Origin of the sequence: Novacetimonas pomaceti, from assembly GCF_003207955.1 — a bacterium.
Taxonomy (GTDB): Bacteria; Pseudomonadota; Alphaproteobacteria; order Acetobacterales; family Acetobacteraceae; genus Novacetimonas; species Novacetimonas pomaceti.
The window spans coordinates 316,755-334,566 of the sequence record NZ_NOXG01000001.1; the positions used below are offsets into that span (position 1 = coordinate 316,755).

16 protein-coding genes and 2 tRNA genes are annotated in these 17,812 nt (G+C 61.9%); all 18 read left to right on the forward strand.

Annotation, left to right across the window (positions count from 1 at the left end):
- The first annotated feature begins 181 nt into the window (after window positions 1-181).
- The 18 genes from CFR71_RS01495 (at window position 182) to nuoL (ending at window position 17,797) form a co-directional block, all read left to right on the forward strand.
- Window positions 182-817: an ATP-dependent Clp protease proteolytic subunit gene (locus CFR71_RS01495; protein WP_110526111.1), complete on the forward strand. Its 636-nt coding sequence runs from the start codon at window positions 182-184 to the stop codon at window positions 815-817.
- Between the two features lie 268 nt (window positions 818-1,085).
- On the forward strand, window positions 1,086-2,345 hold the full coding sequence (clpX, locus tag CFR71_RS01500) for an ATP-dependent Clp protease ATP-binding subunit ClpX (RefSeq protein ID WP_110526114.1): 1,260 nt from the start codon (window positions 1,086-1,088) through the stop codon (window positions 2,343-2,345).
- Window positions 2,346-2,537: 192 nt separating this feature from the next.
- A complete protein-coding gene (lon, locus tag CFR71_RS01505) occupies window positions 2,538-5,033 on the forward strand; it encodes an endopeptidase La (RefSeq protein WP_110526118.1) in 2,496 nt (831 codons plus the stop codon).
- 181 nt (window positions 5,034-5,214) lie between these two features.
- Window positions 5,215-5,502, forward strand: coding sequence for an HU family DNA-binding protein (locus CFR71_RS01510; protein ID WP_003620741.1), 288 nt, complete (start codon window positions 5,215-5,217; stop codon window positions 5,500-5,502).
- A gap of 73 nt (window positions 5,503-5,575) precedes the next feature.
- Window positions 5,576-5,650 (forward strand) — tRNA-Val (locus CFR71_RS01515).
- Window positions 5,651-5,779: 129 nt separating this feature from the next.
- Window positions 5,780-5,856: transfer RNA gene (locus CFR71_RS01520), tRNA-Asp, on the forward strand.
- Window positions 5,857-6,182: 326 nt separating this feature from the next.
- Window positions 6,183-6,548, forward strand: a complete 366-nt coding sequence (locus CFR71_RS01525) for an NADH-quinone oxidoreductase subunit A (protein WP_110526121.1) — start codon at window positions 6,183-6,185, stop codon at window positions 6,546-6,548.
- A gap of 26 nt (window positions 6,549-6,574) precedes the next feature.
- On the forward strand, window positions 6,575-7,153 hold the full coding sequence (locus CFR71_RS01530; RefSeq protein WP_110526124.1) for a NuoB/complex I 20 kDa subunit family protein: 579 nt from the start codon (window positions 6,575-6,577) through the stop codon (window positions 7,151-7,153).
- A gap of 46 nt (window positions 7,154-7,199) precedes the next feature.
- Entirely contained in the window at window positions 7,200-7,811 is a 612-nt protein-coding gene (locus CFR71_RS01535; protein ID WP_239029583.1) for an NADH-quinone oxidoreductase subunit C, read from the forward strand.
- Between the two features lie 12 nt (window positions 7,812-7,823).
- On the forward strand, window positions 7,824-9,074 hold the full coding sequence (locus CFR71_RS01540; protein WP_110526127.1) for an NADH-quinone oxidoreductase subunit D: 1,251 nt from the start codon (window positions 7,824-7,826) through the stop codon (window positions 9,072-9,074).
- A 5-nt stretch (window positions 9,075-9,079) separates the two neighbouring features.
- Window positions 9,080-9,739 (forward strand): complex I 24 kDa subunit family protein, encoded by a 660-nt coding sequence (locus CFR71_RS01545; RefSeq protein WP_110526129.1) that lies wholly within the window; start codon window positions 9,080-9,082, stop codon window positions 9,737-9,739.
- A 12-nt stretch (window positions 9,740-9,751) separates the two neighbouring features.
- Complete coding sequence (nuoF, locus tag CFR71_RS01550; RefSeq protein ID WP_110526132.1) at window positions 9,752-11,077, forward strand: NADH-quinone oxidoreductase subunit NuoF; 1,326 nt, start codon at window positions 9,752-9,754, stop codon at window positions 11,075-11,077.
- Window positions 11,078-11,082: 5 nt separating this feature from the next.
- Window positions 11,083-13,149 (forward strand): NADH-quinone oxidoreductase subunit NuoG, encoded by a 2,067-nt coding sequence (nuoG, locus tag CFR71_RS01555; RefSeq protein ID WP_110526135.1) that lies wholly within the window; start codon window positions 11,083-11,085, stop codon window positions 13,147-13,149.
- 6 nt (window positions 13,150-13,155) lie between these two features.
- Window positions 13,156-14,178 carry an NADH-quinone oxidoreductase subunit NuoH gene (nuoH, locus tag CFR71_RS01560; RefSeq protein ID WP_110526138.1) on the forward strand — a complete coding sequence of 341 codons (1,023 nt, stop codon included), beginning with the start codon at window positions 13,156-13,158 and terminating at the stop codon, window positions 14,176-14,178.
- On the forward strand, window positions 14,178-14,666 hold the full coding sequence (nuoI, locus tag CFR71_RS01565; RefSeq protein ID WP_110094249.1) for an NADH-quinone oxidoreductase subunit NuoI: 489 nt from the start codon (window positions 14,178-14,180) through the stop codon (window positions 14,664-14,666). The genes nuoH and nuoI overlap by 1 nt, the downstream gene beginning before the upstream one ends.
- A 93-nt stretch (window positions 14,667-14,759) precedes the next feature.
- On the forward strand, window positions 14,760-15,533 hold the full coding sequence (locus CFR71_RS01570; RefSeq protein WP_110526141.1) for an NADH-quinone oxidoreductase subunit J: 774 nt from the start codon (window positions 14,760-14,762) through the stop codon (window positions 15,531-15,533).
- Window positions 15,526-15,849: an NADH-quinone oxidoreductase subunit NuoK gene (nuoK, locus tag CFR71_RS01575; protein WP_110094251.1), complete on the forward strand. Its 324-nt coding sequence runs from the start codon at window positions 15,526-15,528 to the stop codon at window positions 15,847-15,849. Before CFR71_RS01570 ends, nuoK begins: the two co-directional genes overlap by 8 nt.
- Window positions 15,850-15,856: 7 nt before the next feature.
- Window positions 15,857-17,797: an NADH-quinone oxidoreductase subunit L gene (nuoL, locus tag CFR71_RS01580; RefSeq protein ID WP_110526144.1), complete on the forward strand. Its 1,941-nt coding sequence runs from the start codon at window positions 15,857-15,859 to the stop codon at window positions 17,795-17,797.
- The last annotated feature ends 15 nt before the right edge of the window (window positions 17,798-17,812 follow it).

The following is a 17,812-nucleotide window of genomic DNA, read 5'->3' on the forward strand; positions in this document are numbered from 1 at the left end:
AGGCCATGTTCGCATCATATTGTCTAAAATGACGGCAATGGGGTGGTATCTGGCGTGTTTGTCTCTATTTTGTCATAAGTAACCGGGGAAAGTCCGGCTGCTCCGTTTTGATGGTGCGCCTGTGCGCGTCGCAAAATCAGGGCGGGTCGGGCTTTTGCTTTTCAGGATCGGGAATATGGCTATGAGGGATCGCAATCCCGTAGAGATCTTCAATAATGCTCTTGTGCCGATGGTGGTCGAGCAGACCTCTCGCGGGGAGCGGGCATTCGATATTTATTCCCGCCTGCTGCAGGAGCGCATCATCTTTCTGACCGGGCCGGTCTATGATCAGGTTTCGGCGGTCGTGTCCGCGCAGCTTCTGTATCTGGAAAGCGTGAACCCGACCAAGGAAATCTCGTTCTACATCAACAGCCCGGGCGGGGTGGTGTCGGCTGGTCTCGCGATTTACGACACGATGCAGTACATCCGCAGCCCCGTCAGCACCGTGTGCATCGGGCAGGCGGCGTCGATGGGTTCGCTCCTGCTGGCGGGCGGGGAAAAGGGACGTCGCTTCGCCCTGCCGAATTCGCGGGTGATGGTGCACCAGCCCTCGGGCGGCGCGCAGGGGCAGGCGAGCGACATCGAAATCCAGGCGACGGAAATCCTGACCATCCGCAAGCGCCTGAACGAAATCTACGAAGTGCATACCGGCCGCACGCTTGAGGAAATCGAGCGCAAGCTGGAACGTGACAGCTACATGTCGGCGGAAGAGGCCTGCGCCTTTGGCATCGTGGACGAGGTCGTGCGCAATCATGCGGCGGAAAAGGCCGCCGACTGACACCCGGCGGGACCCGACGGCCGTGGCGTGACAGCACCGCCAGGCCCGAAGGCCCATGAAAAAGGATCAGGGCATCGCACGATGTTGGGGATGAAAGACCCCGACAGGGGGACGGTGCCCCGTGAGATGCGGGAGGGCAGGGGATTGCGCCGTGTGGCGTTTCTCCTATCCTGAGGCGACTGAATAAGCTGCGGCGCACCGGAACCGGCGGGAAGTTCCGGTCGCCGGGAATGGACAGGTTCCTCCTTGCGGGGGAATAGGAGCGGTTATGAACAACAAATCCGGCGATTCCAAAAATACCCTTTATTGCTCGTTCTGTGGCAAGTCCCAGCACGAGGTCCGGAAGCTCATCGCCGGTCCCACCGTGTTCATTTGCGATGAATGCGTCGAACTGTGCATGGACATCATCCGCGAGGAGCACAAGACGCACCTTGTGAAATCGCGCGACGGCGTGCCGACCCCGCGTGAAATCTGCAAGATCCTGGACGATTACGTCATCGGCCAGATGCATGCGAAAAAGGTGCTGTCGGTCGCGGTCCACAATCATTACAAGCGCCTGGCCCACAGCCAGAAGAACAATGATGTCGAGATCGCGAAGTCGAACATCATGCTGATCGGCCCGACCGGATCGGGCAAGACGCTTCTGGCGCAGACGCTGGCGCGCATCCTTGATGTGCCCTTTACCATGGCCGACGCCACCACCCTGACCGAAGCGGGCTATGTGGGCGAGGACGTGGAGAACATCATCCTCAAGCTGCTGCAGGCCGCCGATTACAACGTGGAAAAGGCGCAGCGCGGTATCGTCTACATCGACGAAATCGACAAGATTTCGCGCAAGTCCGACAATCCGTCCATCACCCGCGATGTCAGCGGCGAGGGCGTGCAGCAGGCGTTGCTGAAGATCATGGAAGGCACGGTGGCTTCCGTTCCGCCGCAGGGCGGGCGAAAGCATCCGCAGCAGGAATTCCTGCAGGTGGATACCACCAACATGCTGTTCATCTGCGGTGGCGCGTTCGCGGGGCTGGACAAGATCATCAGCGCGCGCGGCAAGGGATCGGGAATCGGGTTCGGCGCGGATGTGCAGTCCCCCGACGACCGGCGCACGGGCGCGATCCTGCGCGATATCGAGCCGGAAGACCTGCTGAAATTCGGCCTGATTCCCGAATTCATCGGCCGCCTGCCGGTGCTGGCGACGCTGGAGGATCTGGACGAGGCCGCGCTGATCGAAATCCTGACCAAGCCCAAGAACGCGCTGGTCAAGCAGTATGCGCGCCTGTTCCAGATGGAAGACGTGAAGCTGACCTTCTCCGAGGACGCGCTGAGCGCGATCGCGCAGCGGGCAATCGCGCGGCGGACCGGCGCGCGTGGCCTGCGCGCCATCCTTGAGAGTATCCTGCTGTCGACGATGTTCGAGCTTCCGGGCCTGAAGAACGTGGAGGAGATCGTCGTCAATAAGGATGCCGCCGAGAACAAGGCGCCCCCGGTCTATGTCTATGGCAAGGCCGAGCCCGAAGAGCAGTCCGCCTGATTTTGCGCGGGATTTGCTTTTGGAAAAGCTTTTTCGTTTTTGATGATGCCGGTCATTTGCTCCATGCTCGCCTTGTGTCGGCGGGGGCAAATGACAACATGACTCATCAGGTCATCGCATGTGCGGTGGTACGGGTCCGCAGGCCGCCGGGCGGGTGTGGACCCGGGATCGTCCATCAGGAGGTCAAGTTACATGTCTGAATCCGAAAGACTGGACCAGGTGCCGGGCACTACCGAAAATACGGAAAAAGCCGTCCCGGTATCCGTGGCGTCTCAGGAAGATCAGGATCTCACGCCCCGTGAAAAGGATACGATGGCGGTTCTGCCGTTGCGTGACATCGTGGTGTTTCCCCATATGATCGTTCCGCTGTTTGTCGGGCGGGAAAAATCCGTCCGCGCGCTGGAAGCGGTGACGAAGAATGACAAGCAGATCCTGCTGGTGGCGCAGAAGAACGCGTCACAGGATGATCCGTCGGTCGACGACATCTATCGCTACGGCACGGTTTCCACGATCCTGCAGCTGCTGAAGCTGCCCGATGGCACGGTCAAGGTGCTGGTGGAAGGCGGACGCCGGGCGCGCATTTCGACGCTGCATGAGATCGACGGCCATTTCGAGGCCGAGATCGAGGAAGTGTCCGAAGAGGAGACCGACGGCAAGGAAGCCGAGGCGCTGGGCCGCACGACCATTTCCCAGTTCGAGCAGTATATCAAACTGAACAAGAAGATCGCGCCAGAGGTCCTCGTCTCCCTCAACCAGATCGACAACCTGTCGAAGCTGGCGGACACGATTGCCAGCCACCTGAACCTCAAGATTTCCGAAAAGCAGGAAATCCTTGAAATTCAGGATGTCAATGCGCGTCTGGAACGCGTTTTCGCCCATATGGAAGCCGAGATCGGGGTCCTGCAGGTCGAAAAGCGCATTCGCAACCGCGTCAAGCGGCAGATGGAAAAGACGCAGCGCGAGTACTACCTGAACGAGCAGCTCAAGGCGATCCAGAAGGAACTTGGCGAAGGCGAGGACGGCAAGGACGAGACCGCCGAGCTTGAGGAAAAGATTGCCAAGACCAAGCTGAGCAAGGAAGCGCGCGACAAGGCGGTGGCCGAGTTGAAGAAGCTGCGCACCATGAGCCCGATGTCCGCCGAATCGACGGTGGTGCGCAACTACCTCGACTGGCTGCTGGGCATCCCGTGGAAGAAGCGTTCCAAGGTCCGCCATAACCTGCCGGAAGCCGAGAAGATCCTCGATACGGATCATTACGGCCTGGAAAAGGTCAAGGAACGCATCCTGGAATATCTGGCGGTACAGAGCCGCGCGCAGAAGCTGAAGGGGCCGATCCTGTGCCTTGTCGGGCCGCCGGGCGTGGGCAAGACCTCGCTGGCGCGTTCGATCGCCAAGGCGACCGGTCGCCAGTACGTGCGCATGTCACTGGGCGGCATGCGGGACGAGGCGGAGATTCGTGGCCATCGCCGGACCTATATCGGTTCGATGCCGGGCAAGATCATTCAGGGCATGAAGAAGGCGAAGACGTCGAATCCGCTGTTCCTGCTGGATGAAATCGACAAGCTTGGCGCTGACTGGCGCGGGGATCCGTCATCCGCCCTGCTGGAGGTTCTCGACCCCGAGCAGAACGCGACCTTCGGCGATCATTATCTGGAGGTGGATTACGACCTGTCGGACGTGATGTTCATCACCACGGCCAACAGCCTGAACATGCCCCAGCCCCTGCTGGACCGCATGGAGATCATTCGCCTGTCGGGCTATACCGAGGATGAGAAGGTCGAAATCGCGAAGCGTCACCTGCTGACCAAGCAGGCGGAGGCCAACAACCTCAAGCCCGGTGAATGGTCGGTCAGCGACGATGCCCTGCTTGAACTGGTCCGCAGCTATACCCGCGAGGCCGGGGTGCGTAATCTGGAACGTGAAATCGCCACCCTGGCACGCAAGGCCGTGACGGAAATCGTGACGGGCAAGGCCAAGACGGTCGCCATCACGAAGGACAACCTTGAGAAATATGCCGGCGTGAAGCGTTTCCGCCACGGCGAGACCGAGGCCGAGGATATGGTCGGGGTCGTCACCGGGCTGGCATGGACCGAGGTGGGTGGCGAAATCCTGACGATCGAAAGCGTGATGGTGCCCGGCAAGGGCAATATCAAGCTGACGGGCAAGCTGGGCGACGTGATGAAGGAGAGCGTGGCGGCCGCCCTGTCCTATGTCCGCAGCCGGGCCGCGACGTTTGGCATCAAGCCGACCCTGTTCGAGAAGCGAGACCTGCACGTGCATGTGCCCGAGGGCGCGACTCCCAAGGATGGTCCGTCGGCGGGTATCGCGATGGCGACATCGCTGGTCAGCGTCATGACGGGAATCCCGGTTCGCCGTGATGTCGGCATGACGGGGGAAATCACGCTGCGCGGACGTGTCCTGCCGATCGGCGGCCTGAAGGAAAAGCTGCTGGCGGCGCATCGCGCGGGCATCCGCACGGTCTTCATCCCCAAGGATAACGAGAAGGATCTGGTGGATATCCCCAAGTCGGTGACGGGGGAACTGACCATCATCCCGGTCGCCCACGTGGACGAGGTGATTTCCAAGGCGCTTGCCACCCCGCCGGAGCCCATCGAATGGGTCGAGCCGCAGGAAGGCGTGCCCGCCAATCCGGTGTCCGAACCGGCCCTGACGTCGCTACCGCACTGATTGAAGGGCCTGTCAAGCGTAGCAAAATTGTCATGACAGGCGGGAATGACCGATTTTGTGGGTCATTCCCGCCCTTCGGTCGGTTGACGTGAGAGAAAACAGCGGCATAGTGCAGGCAGAAAATGCGACGCCAAAACATGCGTGAGAAGCGGTCGCAGTCAGTTACAGAGAAAGGCGTAAAATGGAGAAGCCACTTAACAAGCAGGAACTCGTTGCTGCTGTCGCCGAGAACGCCGATCTGGCCAAGGCAAAGGCGGGCGAAGTGGTCGATGCTGTGTTCGGCGCGATCGAAAAGGCCCTGTCCAACGGACAGGAAGTGCGTCTGGTCGGTTTCGGTACGTTCGTGACCGCCACCCGTAAGGCTGCCAAGGGCCGCAACCCCCGCACTGGCGAAGAGATCGATATCCCGGCCTCGACCTCCGTGCGTTTCAAGCCTGGCAAAAATCTGAAAGAAGCTGTAAGCAAATAAGCAGCTTGCATCAGGTGAGGGGTCCGGATCCACGGTATGGATTGTCGACCCCTCGGCTTTGATGCGGACATATGGGCGATTAGCTCAGCGGTAGAGCGTCTCGTTTACACCGAGAGGGTCGGCGGTTCGATCCCGTCATCGCCCACCATGGATGTCCAGACCATGTGACCACCCGATCCGGCCGATCATGCGGCATTCAGGAATCGGGATTTCAAGGCGTCATCATATGTTGACGCTGTCCGGATGGATCGGTAGAGATGCCCCGGACAACACCTGCGCGGGTGTAGCTCAGTTGGTTAGAGCGCCGGCCTGTCACGCCGGAGGTCGCGGGTTCGAGCCCCGTCACTCGCGCCATTTCCCAATGCCGGTTTCAGGAAAATCCGTCCTCTGCCACGCTGCGGCATGCAGCGGGCCGGGCATGCCCCTTATGGCTGGTTGCCGGGGAATATGGCGTTTTCCCAACTACACAGAAATATGAAGACAACAAAAAGTTCCCGATAAGTAATTCGGGCACAACGACTGTATTTCTGCGGCATTTCCTAACATCACGGTAATGTTCCCACCTGAGTATAGGCTAACCGTCTGTTCGTATGCGGGGGTTTGGGTCTAACTTTGCCCCAGCCATACAGAAGTCGTTCAAGACACGGATGGTTCAATCAACAGGTTTGGGGACGTGGACCATGCATTCCGTCATCGCGGATTATTTCCCTGTACTGATATTCGGCGCCATCGCGGTTGTAATCGCGGGCGCCATGCTGGGAAGTTCGCTGCTTTTCGGGTGGCAGAAGCCATATTCGGAAAAAACATCCGCGTATGAATGCGGGTTTGAGCCCTTTGATGACACGCGGCGGCGATTCGACGTCCGGTTTTATCTTGTGGCCATCCTCTTCATTATTTTCGACCTCGAGGTGGCTTTCCTGTTCCCGTGGGCGGTGAGCCTGTCGCGGATCGGATGGTTCGGTTTCCTGTCGATGATGGGGTTCCTGGCGGTCCTGACGGTCGGCTTCATCTACGAATGGTGCAAGGGCGCGCTGGAGTGGGATTGAGGCAGCAGGAAAGGGAGACAGGAAGCATGAGCAGCAGTTCATCAGGGCAGGGACGTCCATCTGACAGCATCGCATGGAATCGCGAAATGCTGCCGCCGGGACCGGAGCAGGACGCGGTCATCCGCGGTGTCACTGGCGAGATTACGGAAAAGGGTTTTGTCGTCGCCAGCCTGGACAAGATCGTGAACTGGGGGCGCACCGGCAGCCTGTGGCCGATGTCATTTGGCCTGGCGTGCTGCGCGGTGGAAATGATCCACGCCTACATGCCGCGTTACGACCTTGACCGCATGGGCATCATCCCGCGCGGCTCCCCACGGCAGTCGGACGTGATGATCGTCGCCGGGACGCTGACGAACAAGATGGCCCCGGCCCTGCGGCGCGTGTACGACCAGATGGCCGAGCCGCGCTGGGTCATTTCCATGGGGTCATGCGCCAACGGCGGCGGATATTACCATTATTCCTATTCGGTGGTGCGTGGCTGCGACCGGATCGTGCCGGTTGACGTGTATGTCCCGGGCTGTCCCCCGACGGCGGAGGCGCTGATTTACGGCATCCTCCAGCTCCAGAAGAAAATTCGCAGGACAGGGACGATTCTCCGTGGCTGAGGCATCAAACACCCTTCCGGCGGTGCAGTCGCAGGCGCAGGCGTCGCTGGGTTCGCTGACATTTACGCTGGCCACGTCGGTGCCGGGCATCATCTCCGCCGGGATCGAGGGCGGGGAACTGGTGGTGCGCACGACGCGCCCCTACCTGCTGGCGATCATGGAAATGCTGCGCGACGACCCGCGTTACGCGTGCGAGCAGATGATGGACCTGTGCGGCGTGGACTATCCAGATCGCGCGGAACGTTTCGACGTTGTCTATAACCTGCTGTCGGTGACCCATAACCACCGCATCCGCGTGATCGTCACAACGGACGAGACGCAGCCCGTGCCGTCGGTGCATCGCCTGTGGCCATCCGCCACCTGGTGGGAACGCGAATGCTACGACCTGTTCGGCATCCTGTTCGCGGACCAGCCGGACCTGCGGCGCATCCTGACCGATTACGGGTTCGAGGGGCATCCCCTGCGCAAGGACTTCCCCCTGACCGGCTATGTCGAGACCCGTTACGACGAGGAACGGCGGCAGGTTGTCTATGAGCCGGTGCAGCTGACGCAGGACTTCCGCAATTTCGATTTTGAATCCCCGTGGGAGGGCATCCTGACCCTGCCGGGGGACGAGAAGGCGCATGCGTTCCGCCAGAACATCAAGCGTCAGGAATAGGGAAATAGAACGATGAGTGATGTGACCCTGCAGGAGGACATTCCTGAAGCGCTGCTTCCCGAAGACAGCGACGGTGATGTCAGGAAGCATGTCGTTGAAATCGATTCGCATGCGCTGAATTTCGGTCCCCAGCATCCTTCGGCCCATGGCGTGCTGCGCCTGGTGCTGGAAATGGAGGGGGAGGTCGTTACCCGCGCCATTCCGCATGTCGGGCTTTTGCATCGCGGCACGGAAAAGCTGATTGAATACAAGACCTATCCCAAGGCCCTGCCGTATTTCGACCGTCTCGATTACGTCTCCCCCATGTGTGAGGAGCAGGCGTTCGCCCTTGCGACGGAAAAGCTGCTGAACCTCGAAATCCCGGATCGCGCGAAATGGATCCGCGTCATGTTCGCGGAAATCACGCGGATCCTGAACCACATCCTCAACCTGACCTCGTTCGGGCTGGACTGCGGCGCGCTGACGCCCGCCCTGTGGGGGTATGAGGAACGGGAAAAGCTGCTGGAGTTTTACGAGGCCGCGTCGGGCGCGCGTTTCCACGCCAACTATTTCCGTCCCGGCGGCGTCGCGCGTGACCTCCCGGCCGGGCTTGAGGACCGCATCGCCGAATGGACGACGGAATTTCCGCGCTGGATCGATGACCTTGAATCCCTGCTGACCAACAACCGCATCTGGAAACAGCGCACGGTCGGCATCGGCGTCTTCACCACGGAACAGGCGCTGGCATGGGGATTCAGCGGGCCGTGCCTGCGGGCGTCCGGCGTGCCATGGGACCTGCGCCGCTCGCAGCCCTATGACAATTACGACAAGGTCGAGTTCAACGTGCCGGTGGCGCGTCAGGGCGACTGTTACGACAGATATCTGGTACGCGTCGCGGAAATGCGCGAAAGCGTCAAAATCATCGAGCAGTGCCTGGCGCAGATGAAGCCGGGACCGATCAAGGTCCAGGACCGCAAGATCGCCCCGCCCCCACGGCGGGAAATGAAACGGTCGATGGAAGCCCTGATCCATCATTTCAAGCTGTTTACCGAAGGGTACCACGTGCCGCCGGGCGCGACCTATACCGCCGTCGAAAGCCCGAAAGGGGAATTCGGCGTCTATCTGGTCGCTGATGGCAGCAACCGGCCCTATCGATGCAAGATTCGCCCCACCGGGTTTGCCCATCTGCAGGCCATGGACGTGATGGCGCGGCGGCACATGCTGGCCGACGCGGTTGCGATCATCGGTTCGCTTGATCTGGTGTTCGGCGAAATAGACAGGTGAACGACATGTCCGCGGATTCCAACACCCCTCATGACGCGGAACCTGCTGAATTCACGTTCGATTCCGAAAGTGAGCAGCAGATCGCGCAGATACTCGCAAAGTATCCCCCCGAACGTAAGGCCAGCGGCGTCATCCCGCTGCTTTACGTGGTGCAGAAGCAGATGGGACGCCAGACCGGCAGCGCATGGGTTCCCCGTGTCGCGATGGACGCGGTGGCGCACCGGCTGGAGATGGCGCCCATCCGGGTTTACGAGGTCGCCACCTTCTACCTGATGTTCAATACGAAGCCGATCGGCAAGTACCACCTTCAGGTCTGCACGACGACGTCGTGCTGGCTGCGGGGATCGGACGACGTCACGGCGGCGTGCAAGGCCGCGACAGGCATCCAGTCCTTTGGCGAAACCAGCGTGGATGGCCTGTTCACGATGACCGAGGTCGAATGCCTTGGCGCCTGCGCCAACGCGCCGATCCTTCAGGTTGACGATGATTATTACGAGGACATGGACGGTCCGCGCACGACGGAGCTGATCGCGGCCCTGCGCCGTGGCGAGCGTCCGAAGCCCGGCCCCACCATCGATCGCATGGATTCCGCCCCGGTCGGGGGGCGCAAGACGCTGCTGGACACCGCGGGGCGGCAGGCCGGCGGCACGCAGGACAACGGGTAGGAAAGACGGGACATGCTTGAGGACAAGGACCGGATTTTTACCAATCTGTACGGTCAGAACGACTGGCGGCTGGCGGGTGCGCGACAGCGTGGTGACTGGAACGACACCGCCGCCATCCTGGCGCGCGGGCGTGATGCAATCATCGCGGAGATGAAGGCATCCGGCCTGCGTGGCCGCGGCGGCGCGGGTTTCCCCACCGGGGTCAAATGGTCATTCATGCCCAAGACATCGGACGGGCGGCCGCATTATCTGGTCATCAACGGCGATGAATCCGAACCCGGCACCTGCAAGGACCGCGAGATCCTGCGCCACGATCCGCACAAGCTGATCGAAAGCGCGCTGATCGCGTCCTTCGCGATGGGGGCGCACAAATCCTATATCTACATCCGTGGCGAGTTCTTCAACGAGGCGCGGCATCTGCAGTATGCGATCGATGAGGCATACGAGGCTGGACTGATCGGTCCAAACGCCGCCGGATCGGGATGGGATTTCGATTTCTATATCCATCGCGGGGCGGGCGCCTATATCTGCGGCGAGGAGACGGCCCTGCTCGAAAGCCTGGAGGGCAAGAAGGGGCAGCCCCGCATGAAGCCGCCATTCCCCGCGGCGATGGGGCTGTATGGCTGTCCGACGACGGTCAACAATGTCGAAAGCATTGCCGTGACCTCGACGATCATGCGGCGCGGGGCGTCGTGGTTTTCCGGGCTGGGCCGTCCGAACAACGCGGGCACGAAGCTGATGGCCATTTCCGGGCACGTCAACACGCCCTGCGTGTTCGAGGAAGAACTTGGCGTGCCGCTCAAGGACATCATCGAAAAACATGGCGGCGGCGTGCGTGGCGGGTGGGACAACCTGCTGGCGGTCATTCCGGGCGGCTGTTCCGTGCCGATGCTGCCGCGCGAGGTGTGCGACACGGTCCTGATGGATTACGACAGCCTGCGCGCCGAAGGTTCCGGCCTTGGCACGGCCTGCATGATCGTGATGGACAAATCCACCGACATCATCCGCGCCATCGCCCGTTTTTCCCAGTTTTTCAAGCATGAGAGCTGTGGTCAGTGCACCCCCTGCCGCGAGGGCACGGGATGGATGATGCGTGTCATGCAACGCATGGTCGAAGGCCGCGCGGAGATCGAGGAGATTGACATGCTCGAACAGGTAACGCGCCAGGTTGAAGGTCATACGATCTGCGCCCTGGGCGATGCGGCGGCATGGCCCATCCAGGGGCTGATCCGGCGGTTCCGCCCGGTGATGGAGGAACGCATCCGCGCCTACAAGGCCGCCCATGGTGGCGGGCGGCTGGTGCAGGTTCCCGCCGACCTTCCGAGCGCGGCGGAGTGAGTGGCATGGTAAAAGTAACCGTTGACGGCATTCCCGTCGAAGTCCCGGCCGGGTCCAGCGCCCTTCAGGCCTGCGAGGCCGCGGGCAAGGAAATCCCGCGTTTCTGCTTTCACGAACGGCTGTCGGTGGCGGGCAACTGCCGCATGTGCCTTGTGCAGGTGGTCCGCGCGCCCAAGCCGGTGGCGTCGTGCGGCTTTCCGGTGGGCGAGGGGATGCAGATCCTGACCGATACCGAGGTCGTGCGCAAGGCGCGACGGGCGGTCATGGAATTCCTGCTCATCAACCATCCGCTTGACTGCCCGATCTGCGATCAGGGCGGCGAATGCGACCTTCAGGACCAGGCGTTCGGGTATGGCGCGGACCATTCGCGCTACCTCGAAAACAAGCGCGCGGTGACGGACAAGTATCTCGGCCCGCTGGTCAAGACGGTCATGACGCGCTGCATCCAGTGCACGCGTTGCATCCGTTTCGCGACCGAGGTCGCGGGCGTGCCGGAACTTGGCGCCGTCTCGCGCGGTGAAAACATGGAAGTAACCAACTACGTCGAAAAGGCGCTGACTTCCGAACTGTCGGGCAACCTGATCGACATCTGCCCGGTGGGCGCGCTGACGTCCAAGCCGTATGCCTTTACCGCGCGTCCATGGGAGCTCAAGCGCACGGACTCGATCGACGTGTGCGACGCGGTCGGCACCAATATCGTGATGCAGGCCCGTGGCGCCAGCGTGCTGCGCATCGTGCCGCGCACCAATGACGAGGTGAACGAGGAGTGGCTGGCGGACAAGGGGCGTTTCGTCGTGGACGGCTTCCGCCACCGTCGCCTCGACCGGCCATGGGTGCGGGTGCATGGCAAGCTGCAGCCCGCGTCATGGCAGGATGTCTTTGTCGCGCTGGCAAAGCGGCTCAAGGGCGTTCCGGGGGAACGGATCGGCGCGATCGCCGGTGACCTGTGCGATGCCGAAAGCATGCTGGCGCTGAAGGACCTGATGGGCGCGCTGGGATCGCCGAACATCGACTGCCGTCAGGACGGGGCGGATTACGACCTGTCGCACCGCGATTTCTATACGTTCAATACCGGCATCACCGGGATCGAGGACGCGGACGCGCTGCTGATTGTCGGGGCCATCCCCCGGCAGGAGGCCCCCGTCCTGAACGCGCGCATCCGCAAGCGTTTCGTCACCGCCGGCCGGGGCAAGTTCCCGATCGCGATGATCGGTGCGCCGCAGGCCGATCCCACCTATGCCGTTGAGGTGCTGGGCGACGGGCCGGATGCGCTGGCGGACCTTGCGGCAGGGCGTTCGCCGTTCCTCGATGTCCTGAAAAAGGCCGAGCGGCCGATGATCATCGTCGGGCACGGGGCGCTGACGCGGCCTGACGCACGCGCGATCCTCAAGGCGGCATGGGACCTTGCGGGACAGGTGGGTGCGCTGGATGCGCAGTGGCATGGCTTCAACGTCCTGCACACGGCCGCCAGCCGCGTCGCCGGCCTGGACATGGGCTTTGTTCCGCAAAAGGGCGGCCGCGATGTCGCGGGCATGCTCAATGACGGGGTGGAAGTCCTGTGGCTGCTTGGCGCGGATGAATTCCCGGTCGATCGCATCGGCAATGATACCTTTGTCATCTATCAGGGGCATCATGGCGACGCGGGCGCCGCGCGGGCGGACGTGATCCTGCCCGGCGCGCTGTATGCGGAAAAGCCCGGTACCTACGTCAATACCGAAGGCCGCGTGCAGCAGTCGTTCCGCGCGGTCATGCCGCCGGGCGACGCGCGCGAGGACTGGCGTATCCTGCGCGCGTTTTCCGAAGTGGTGGGGCATACGCTTCCCTATGACACGCTCGAGGCGCTGCGCGCGCGCCTGGCGCAGGTCAATCCGGTTTTCGCGCGGCAGGGCCATCCCCGGTTCGCGCCACCGCAGGGCGTCAGCCCCGATGGGGGAAAGGTGGCGATCGCCTCCACCCCCTTTGTTCCGGTGATCGCGGATTATTACCAGACCAGTCCCATCTGCCGCGCCAGCCCGACGATGGAGACCTGTTCGCGGACCTATGTCCATCCCCCGGCCCAGGCAGCGGAGTAAGGTGAGGTGACGCATTTCTTTTTACATACGGTCGTGGGCCAGGTTCTGCTGATCGTTCTGGAAACGCTGGCCGTGCTTGTGCCGCTTCTGCTGGGGGTCGCGTACCTGACCCTGGCCGAACGCAAGGTGATGGCCGCGATGCAGTTGCGCAAGGGGCCGAACGTCAACGGTCCGTTCGGCGTGCTGCAGGCATTCGCCGACGCGATCAAGATGCTGACCAAGGAAACGGTCATCCCGGCGGGCGCGAACCGCATGCTGTTCCTGTTCGCGCCGTTCCTGACCTTTTCACTGGCGATGGTGGCATGGGCGGTCATCCCGACGGGCAACGGCCTTGCGATCGCCGACATCAATGTCGGGGTGCTTTACCTGCTGGCGATTTCCTCGCTCGGGGTTTACGGCATCCTGATCGCGGGCTGGGCGTCCAATTCGAAATATGCCTTCCTTGGCGGCCTGCGTTCGGCTGCGCAGATGGTGTCCTACGAGGTCTCGATCGGCCTTGTGATCGTCTCCGTCCTGCTGGCGGTCGGCAGCCTGAACCTCAATGACATCGTGCTGGCGCAGCGCCATGTCTGGTTCTGCCTGCCGATGTTCCCGATGTTCATCGTTTTCTTCATCTCCGCGCTGGCGGAAACCAACCGCGCGCCCTTCGACCTTCCCGAAGGGGAGAGCGAGCTTGTGGCGGGCTTCTTCGTCGAATATTCGGCGCTGGCGTTCGGGCTCTTCTTCCTTGGGGAATATGCCAACATGTTCCTGATGTCGGGCATGGTCAGCATCCTGTTCCTTGGTGGCTGGCTGCCGCCGCTGGATGTCGCGCCGCTGACATGGATCCCGGGGCCGCTGTGGCTGATCGCCAAGATCCTGTTCTGCCTGTTCGTCTTCATCTGGGTGCGCGCGACCTTCCCCCGCTATCGCTATGACCAGCTGATGCGGCTGGGGTGGAAGGTGTTCCTGCCGTTCTCCCTGGCGTGGATGGTTCTGACGGCCGGTTTTCTGATGGTGACGGGCCTGCTGCCCGGAGGAGCAAGCTGATGGGATATCTGAGCCGCACCGCCCGGTCGTTCCTGCTGAGCGAACTGGTCTCGGGCATGAGCGTGACGCTGAAGGCGTTTTTCAAGCCCAAGGCGACGATCAACTATCCCTATGAAAAGGGGCCGCTGTCGCCGCGTTTCAGGGGCGAGCATGCGCTGCGCCGCTATCCCAACGGGGAAGAGCGCTGCATCGCGTGCAAGCTGTGCGAGGCGACATGCCCGGCGGAGGCCATCACGATCGAGGCCGAGCCCCGCGACGACGGTTCGCGTCGTACCACGCGGTACGACATCGACATGACCAAGTGCATCTATTGCGGACTGTGCGAGGAAGCATGCCCCGTGGATGCGATCGTTGAAGGCCCCAACTATGAATTCGCGACCGAGACGCGCGAAGAACTTATGTACAACAAGGACAAGCTGCTCGCCAATGGCGACCGCTGGGAAAGCGTTCTTGCGCGCCGGCTGGAGCTGGACGCGCCGTATCGTTGACATGGCGGATCGCATGTCCCCCTTCCATCCGCGCGATGGCAGGTGGACATGCGGGCAGCAGGAGGAAATATCCATGCGGCAGGAAGGTCACCCATGATGACCCAAATCGTCTTTTACATATTTGCGGCGGTCCTGGTTCTTTCTGCCTCGATGGTGGTCAGCGCCCGCAATCCCGTGCATTCGGTCCTGTTCCTGATACTGGCGTTTTTCAACGCGGCGGGACTGTTCCTGATCGCGGGGGCCGAATTCCTGGCGATGATCCTTGTCATCGTCTATGTCGGCGCCGTCGCGGTGCTGTTCCTGTTTGTCGTCATGATGCTTGACATCCGCATCGCCCAGGCGCGCGAGGGGCTGCAACGCTATGCCCCGATCGGCGCGGCGCTGGGCGGTGTGCTTCTGGCGGAACTGGTGCTGGCGTTCATGCACTGGCGCTTTGCGTCCAACATTGGCGATGTGGGCCACCTTGTCCCGTCCTCGCCCACGCGTTCGAACACGGCCGCGTTGGGGGATGTGCTTTATACGCACTACATCTTCCTGTTCCAGGCCTGCGCGCTGGTGCTGCTGGTGGCGATGATCGGCGCGATCGTGCTGACGCTGCGTGACCGGCCGACGGGACGACGCCAGGACATCGAACGCCAGCATGAACGTCAGGCGGCGGATTCCATGGAACTGCTGTCGCTTCCCTTGGGGCAGAGCGTCGATGCGCTGGGCGGGTTCCTGCGCCCGCACCAGTCCTATGACGTCGCGGCCGTGCCGGGGACCTATGGCACCCAGGCCTATCGCGAGGAGGAGCAGCGGCTGGAGGACTCCACCGCGCTGGTCGTGGTCGAGGACGTCACGAAAAACGAAAGTCGGGACAATGAATAGTGCAATCGCCACAATTGGCGTCACGCCGTACCTTGTCATCAGCGCGATCCTGCTGGTCCTGGGCGTGTTCGGTATTTTCCTGAACCGCAAGAACGTCATCATCATCCTGATGTCGATCGAACTGATCCTGCTGTCGGCCAATATCAATTTCGTGGCGTTTTCGGCGGCGCTGGGCGATCTGTCGGGACAGGTCTTCACCCTGTTCGTGCTGACGATCGCGGCGGCGGAATCCGCGATCGGCCTTGCCATCGTCACTGTCTATTTCCGTAATCGCGGCTCGATCGAGGTCGACCGCATTACGATGATGAAAGGGTGATCGGATCATGCAAACGGCATCCTGCCTTTTTGAAATCGCGGTCTTCGCGCCCCTGATCGGTTTCCTGACCGCGGGGATGGGGGGGCGCATCATTGGCGACGCCCTGTCGCAGGCGCTGACGATCATCCTGATGCTCATTGCCAGCGTGGCCGCGATCGGCGCCCTCATGATCGAGGGACAGGTCGGAATGGTGACCGCCCTTGTTCCCGTGGCCGACTGGATCCAGGCCGGCAATTTCCATGTCGCGTGGGGATTGCGCATGGACGCGCTGTCGGTGTCGATCGTGGCGATGGTCTGCGTGGTCTCGACTCTCGTGCATATCTACAGCACGGGATACATGGCGCATGAGACCATGCCGCGCTTCCGCTTCTTTTCCTACCTTTCGCTGTTTACGTTCGCGATGCTGATGCTGGTGACGTCGAATGACCTGCTTCAGCTGTTCTTTGGCTGGGAAGGCGTCGGCCTCGCCAGTTACCTGCTGATCGGGTACTGGTACACGCGGCCATCCGCTGCCGCCGCCGCGATCAAGGCGTTTGTCGTCAACCGCGTGGCGGACCTGTTTTTCCTGGTCGGGATCGCGCTGCTGTATGTCGAGTTCGGCACCGTGACGTATGACGACATCTTCGCGATGGTGCCTGCCCACATGAATGATGTGTATCATCTGTTTGGCGCCCACCGCGCCATGGAGGTGATCTGCATGCTGCTGTTCATCGGGGCGATGGGCAAGTCGGCGCAGCTGTTCCTGCATACATGGCTGCCTGACGCGATGGAGGGGCCGACCCCCGTGTCCGCCCTGATCCATGCGGCCACGATGGTCACGGCGGGCGTGTTCCTGATGGCGCGGATGTCGCCGCTGGTCGAATTCGCGCCGATGACGCGTGACTTCATCATCCTGATCGGGGGCACCACCTGCTTTTTCGCGGCGACGGTCGGACTGGTGCAGCCGGACATCAAGCGCACGATCGCCTATTCCACCTGTTCGCAGCTGGGCTACATGTTCGTTGCGGTCGGGGTCGGGGCCTATCAGGCGGCGATGTTTCACCTGACGACGCATGCGTTCTTCAAGGCGCTGCTGTTCCTTGGCGCGGGCTGTGTGATCCATGCCGTGCATGATGAACAGGACATGTTCCGCATGGGCGGGCTGTGGCGCAAGATCCCGCTGACCTATGTCTGCATGTGGATCGGCAGCCTTGCGCTGGCGGGGATTTTCCCCTTTGCCGGGTACTGGTCGAAGGATGCGATCCTTGACGCCGCATGGATGTCGCCCGCGGCGCTGGGACGGTATGGCTGGACCATGGGCTGCGTGACCGCGTTCCTGACCGCGCTGTACAGCTGGCGCCTGATCTTTCTGGTCTTCCATGGCAAGCCGCGTGACGCCCACCTGCATGAAGGCGCGCATGAAAGCCCGATTTCCATGACCGGTCCGGTCATCGTGCTGGGCTTTGGCGCGGTGCTGGGCGGCATCCTGCTGGCGCCGCATTACATCGGCAAAGACCAGGTGGCGTTCTGGAACGGGGCGATCGCGAACGCGCCGGGCAACAACATCATCGAAATGATGGAACATGCGCCGGGCTTCATCTCCCTCGTGCCGAGCATCGCGGCTGTTGGTGGCATCCTGATCGCCTATGTCTGCTATATCCTGCAGCCCGCGATCCCAGGGGCGATGGCCCGCGCGTTGCGGCCGCTGTACCTGTTCCTGCTGAACAAGTGGTATTTCGACGAACTGTATGACCTGATCCTGATCCGTCCGTACAAGGCGCTTGCGCGCGTGCTGTGGAAGGACGTGGACGAAGGCGTGGTCGAGGGCATTCCCGAAGGGCTGGCCCGCATGACCGTGGCATCCGCCGGACAGGCGGTGCGGATCCAGACCGGGTCGATCGCGGTCTATGCCTTTACGATGCTGATCGGCCTGGTGGTGCTGCTGTCCACCATGCTGTTCGCGCACTGACGCCATGATGACGAG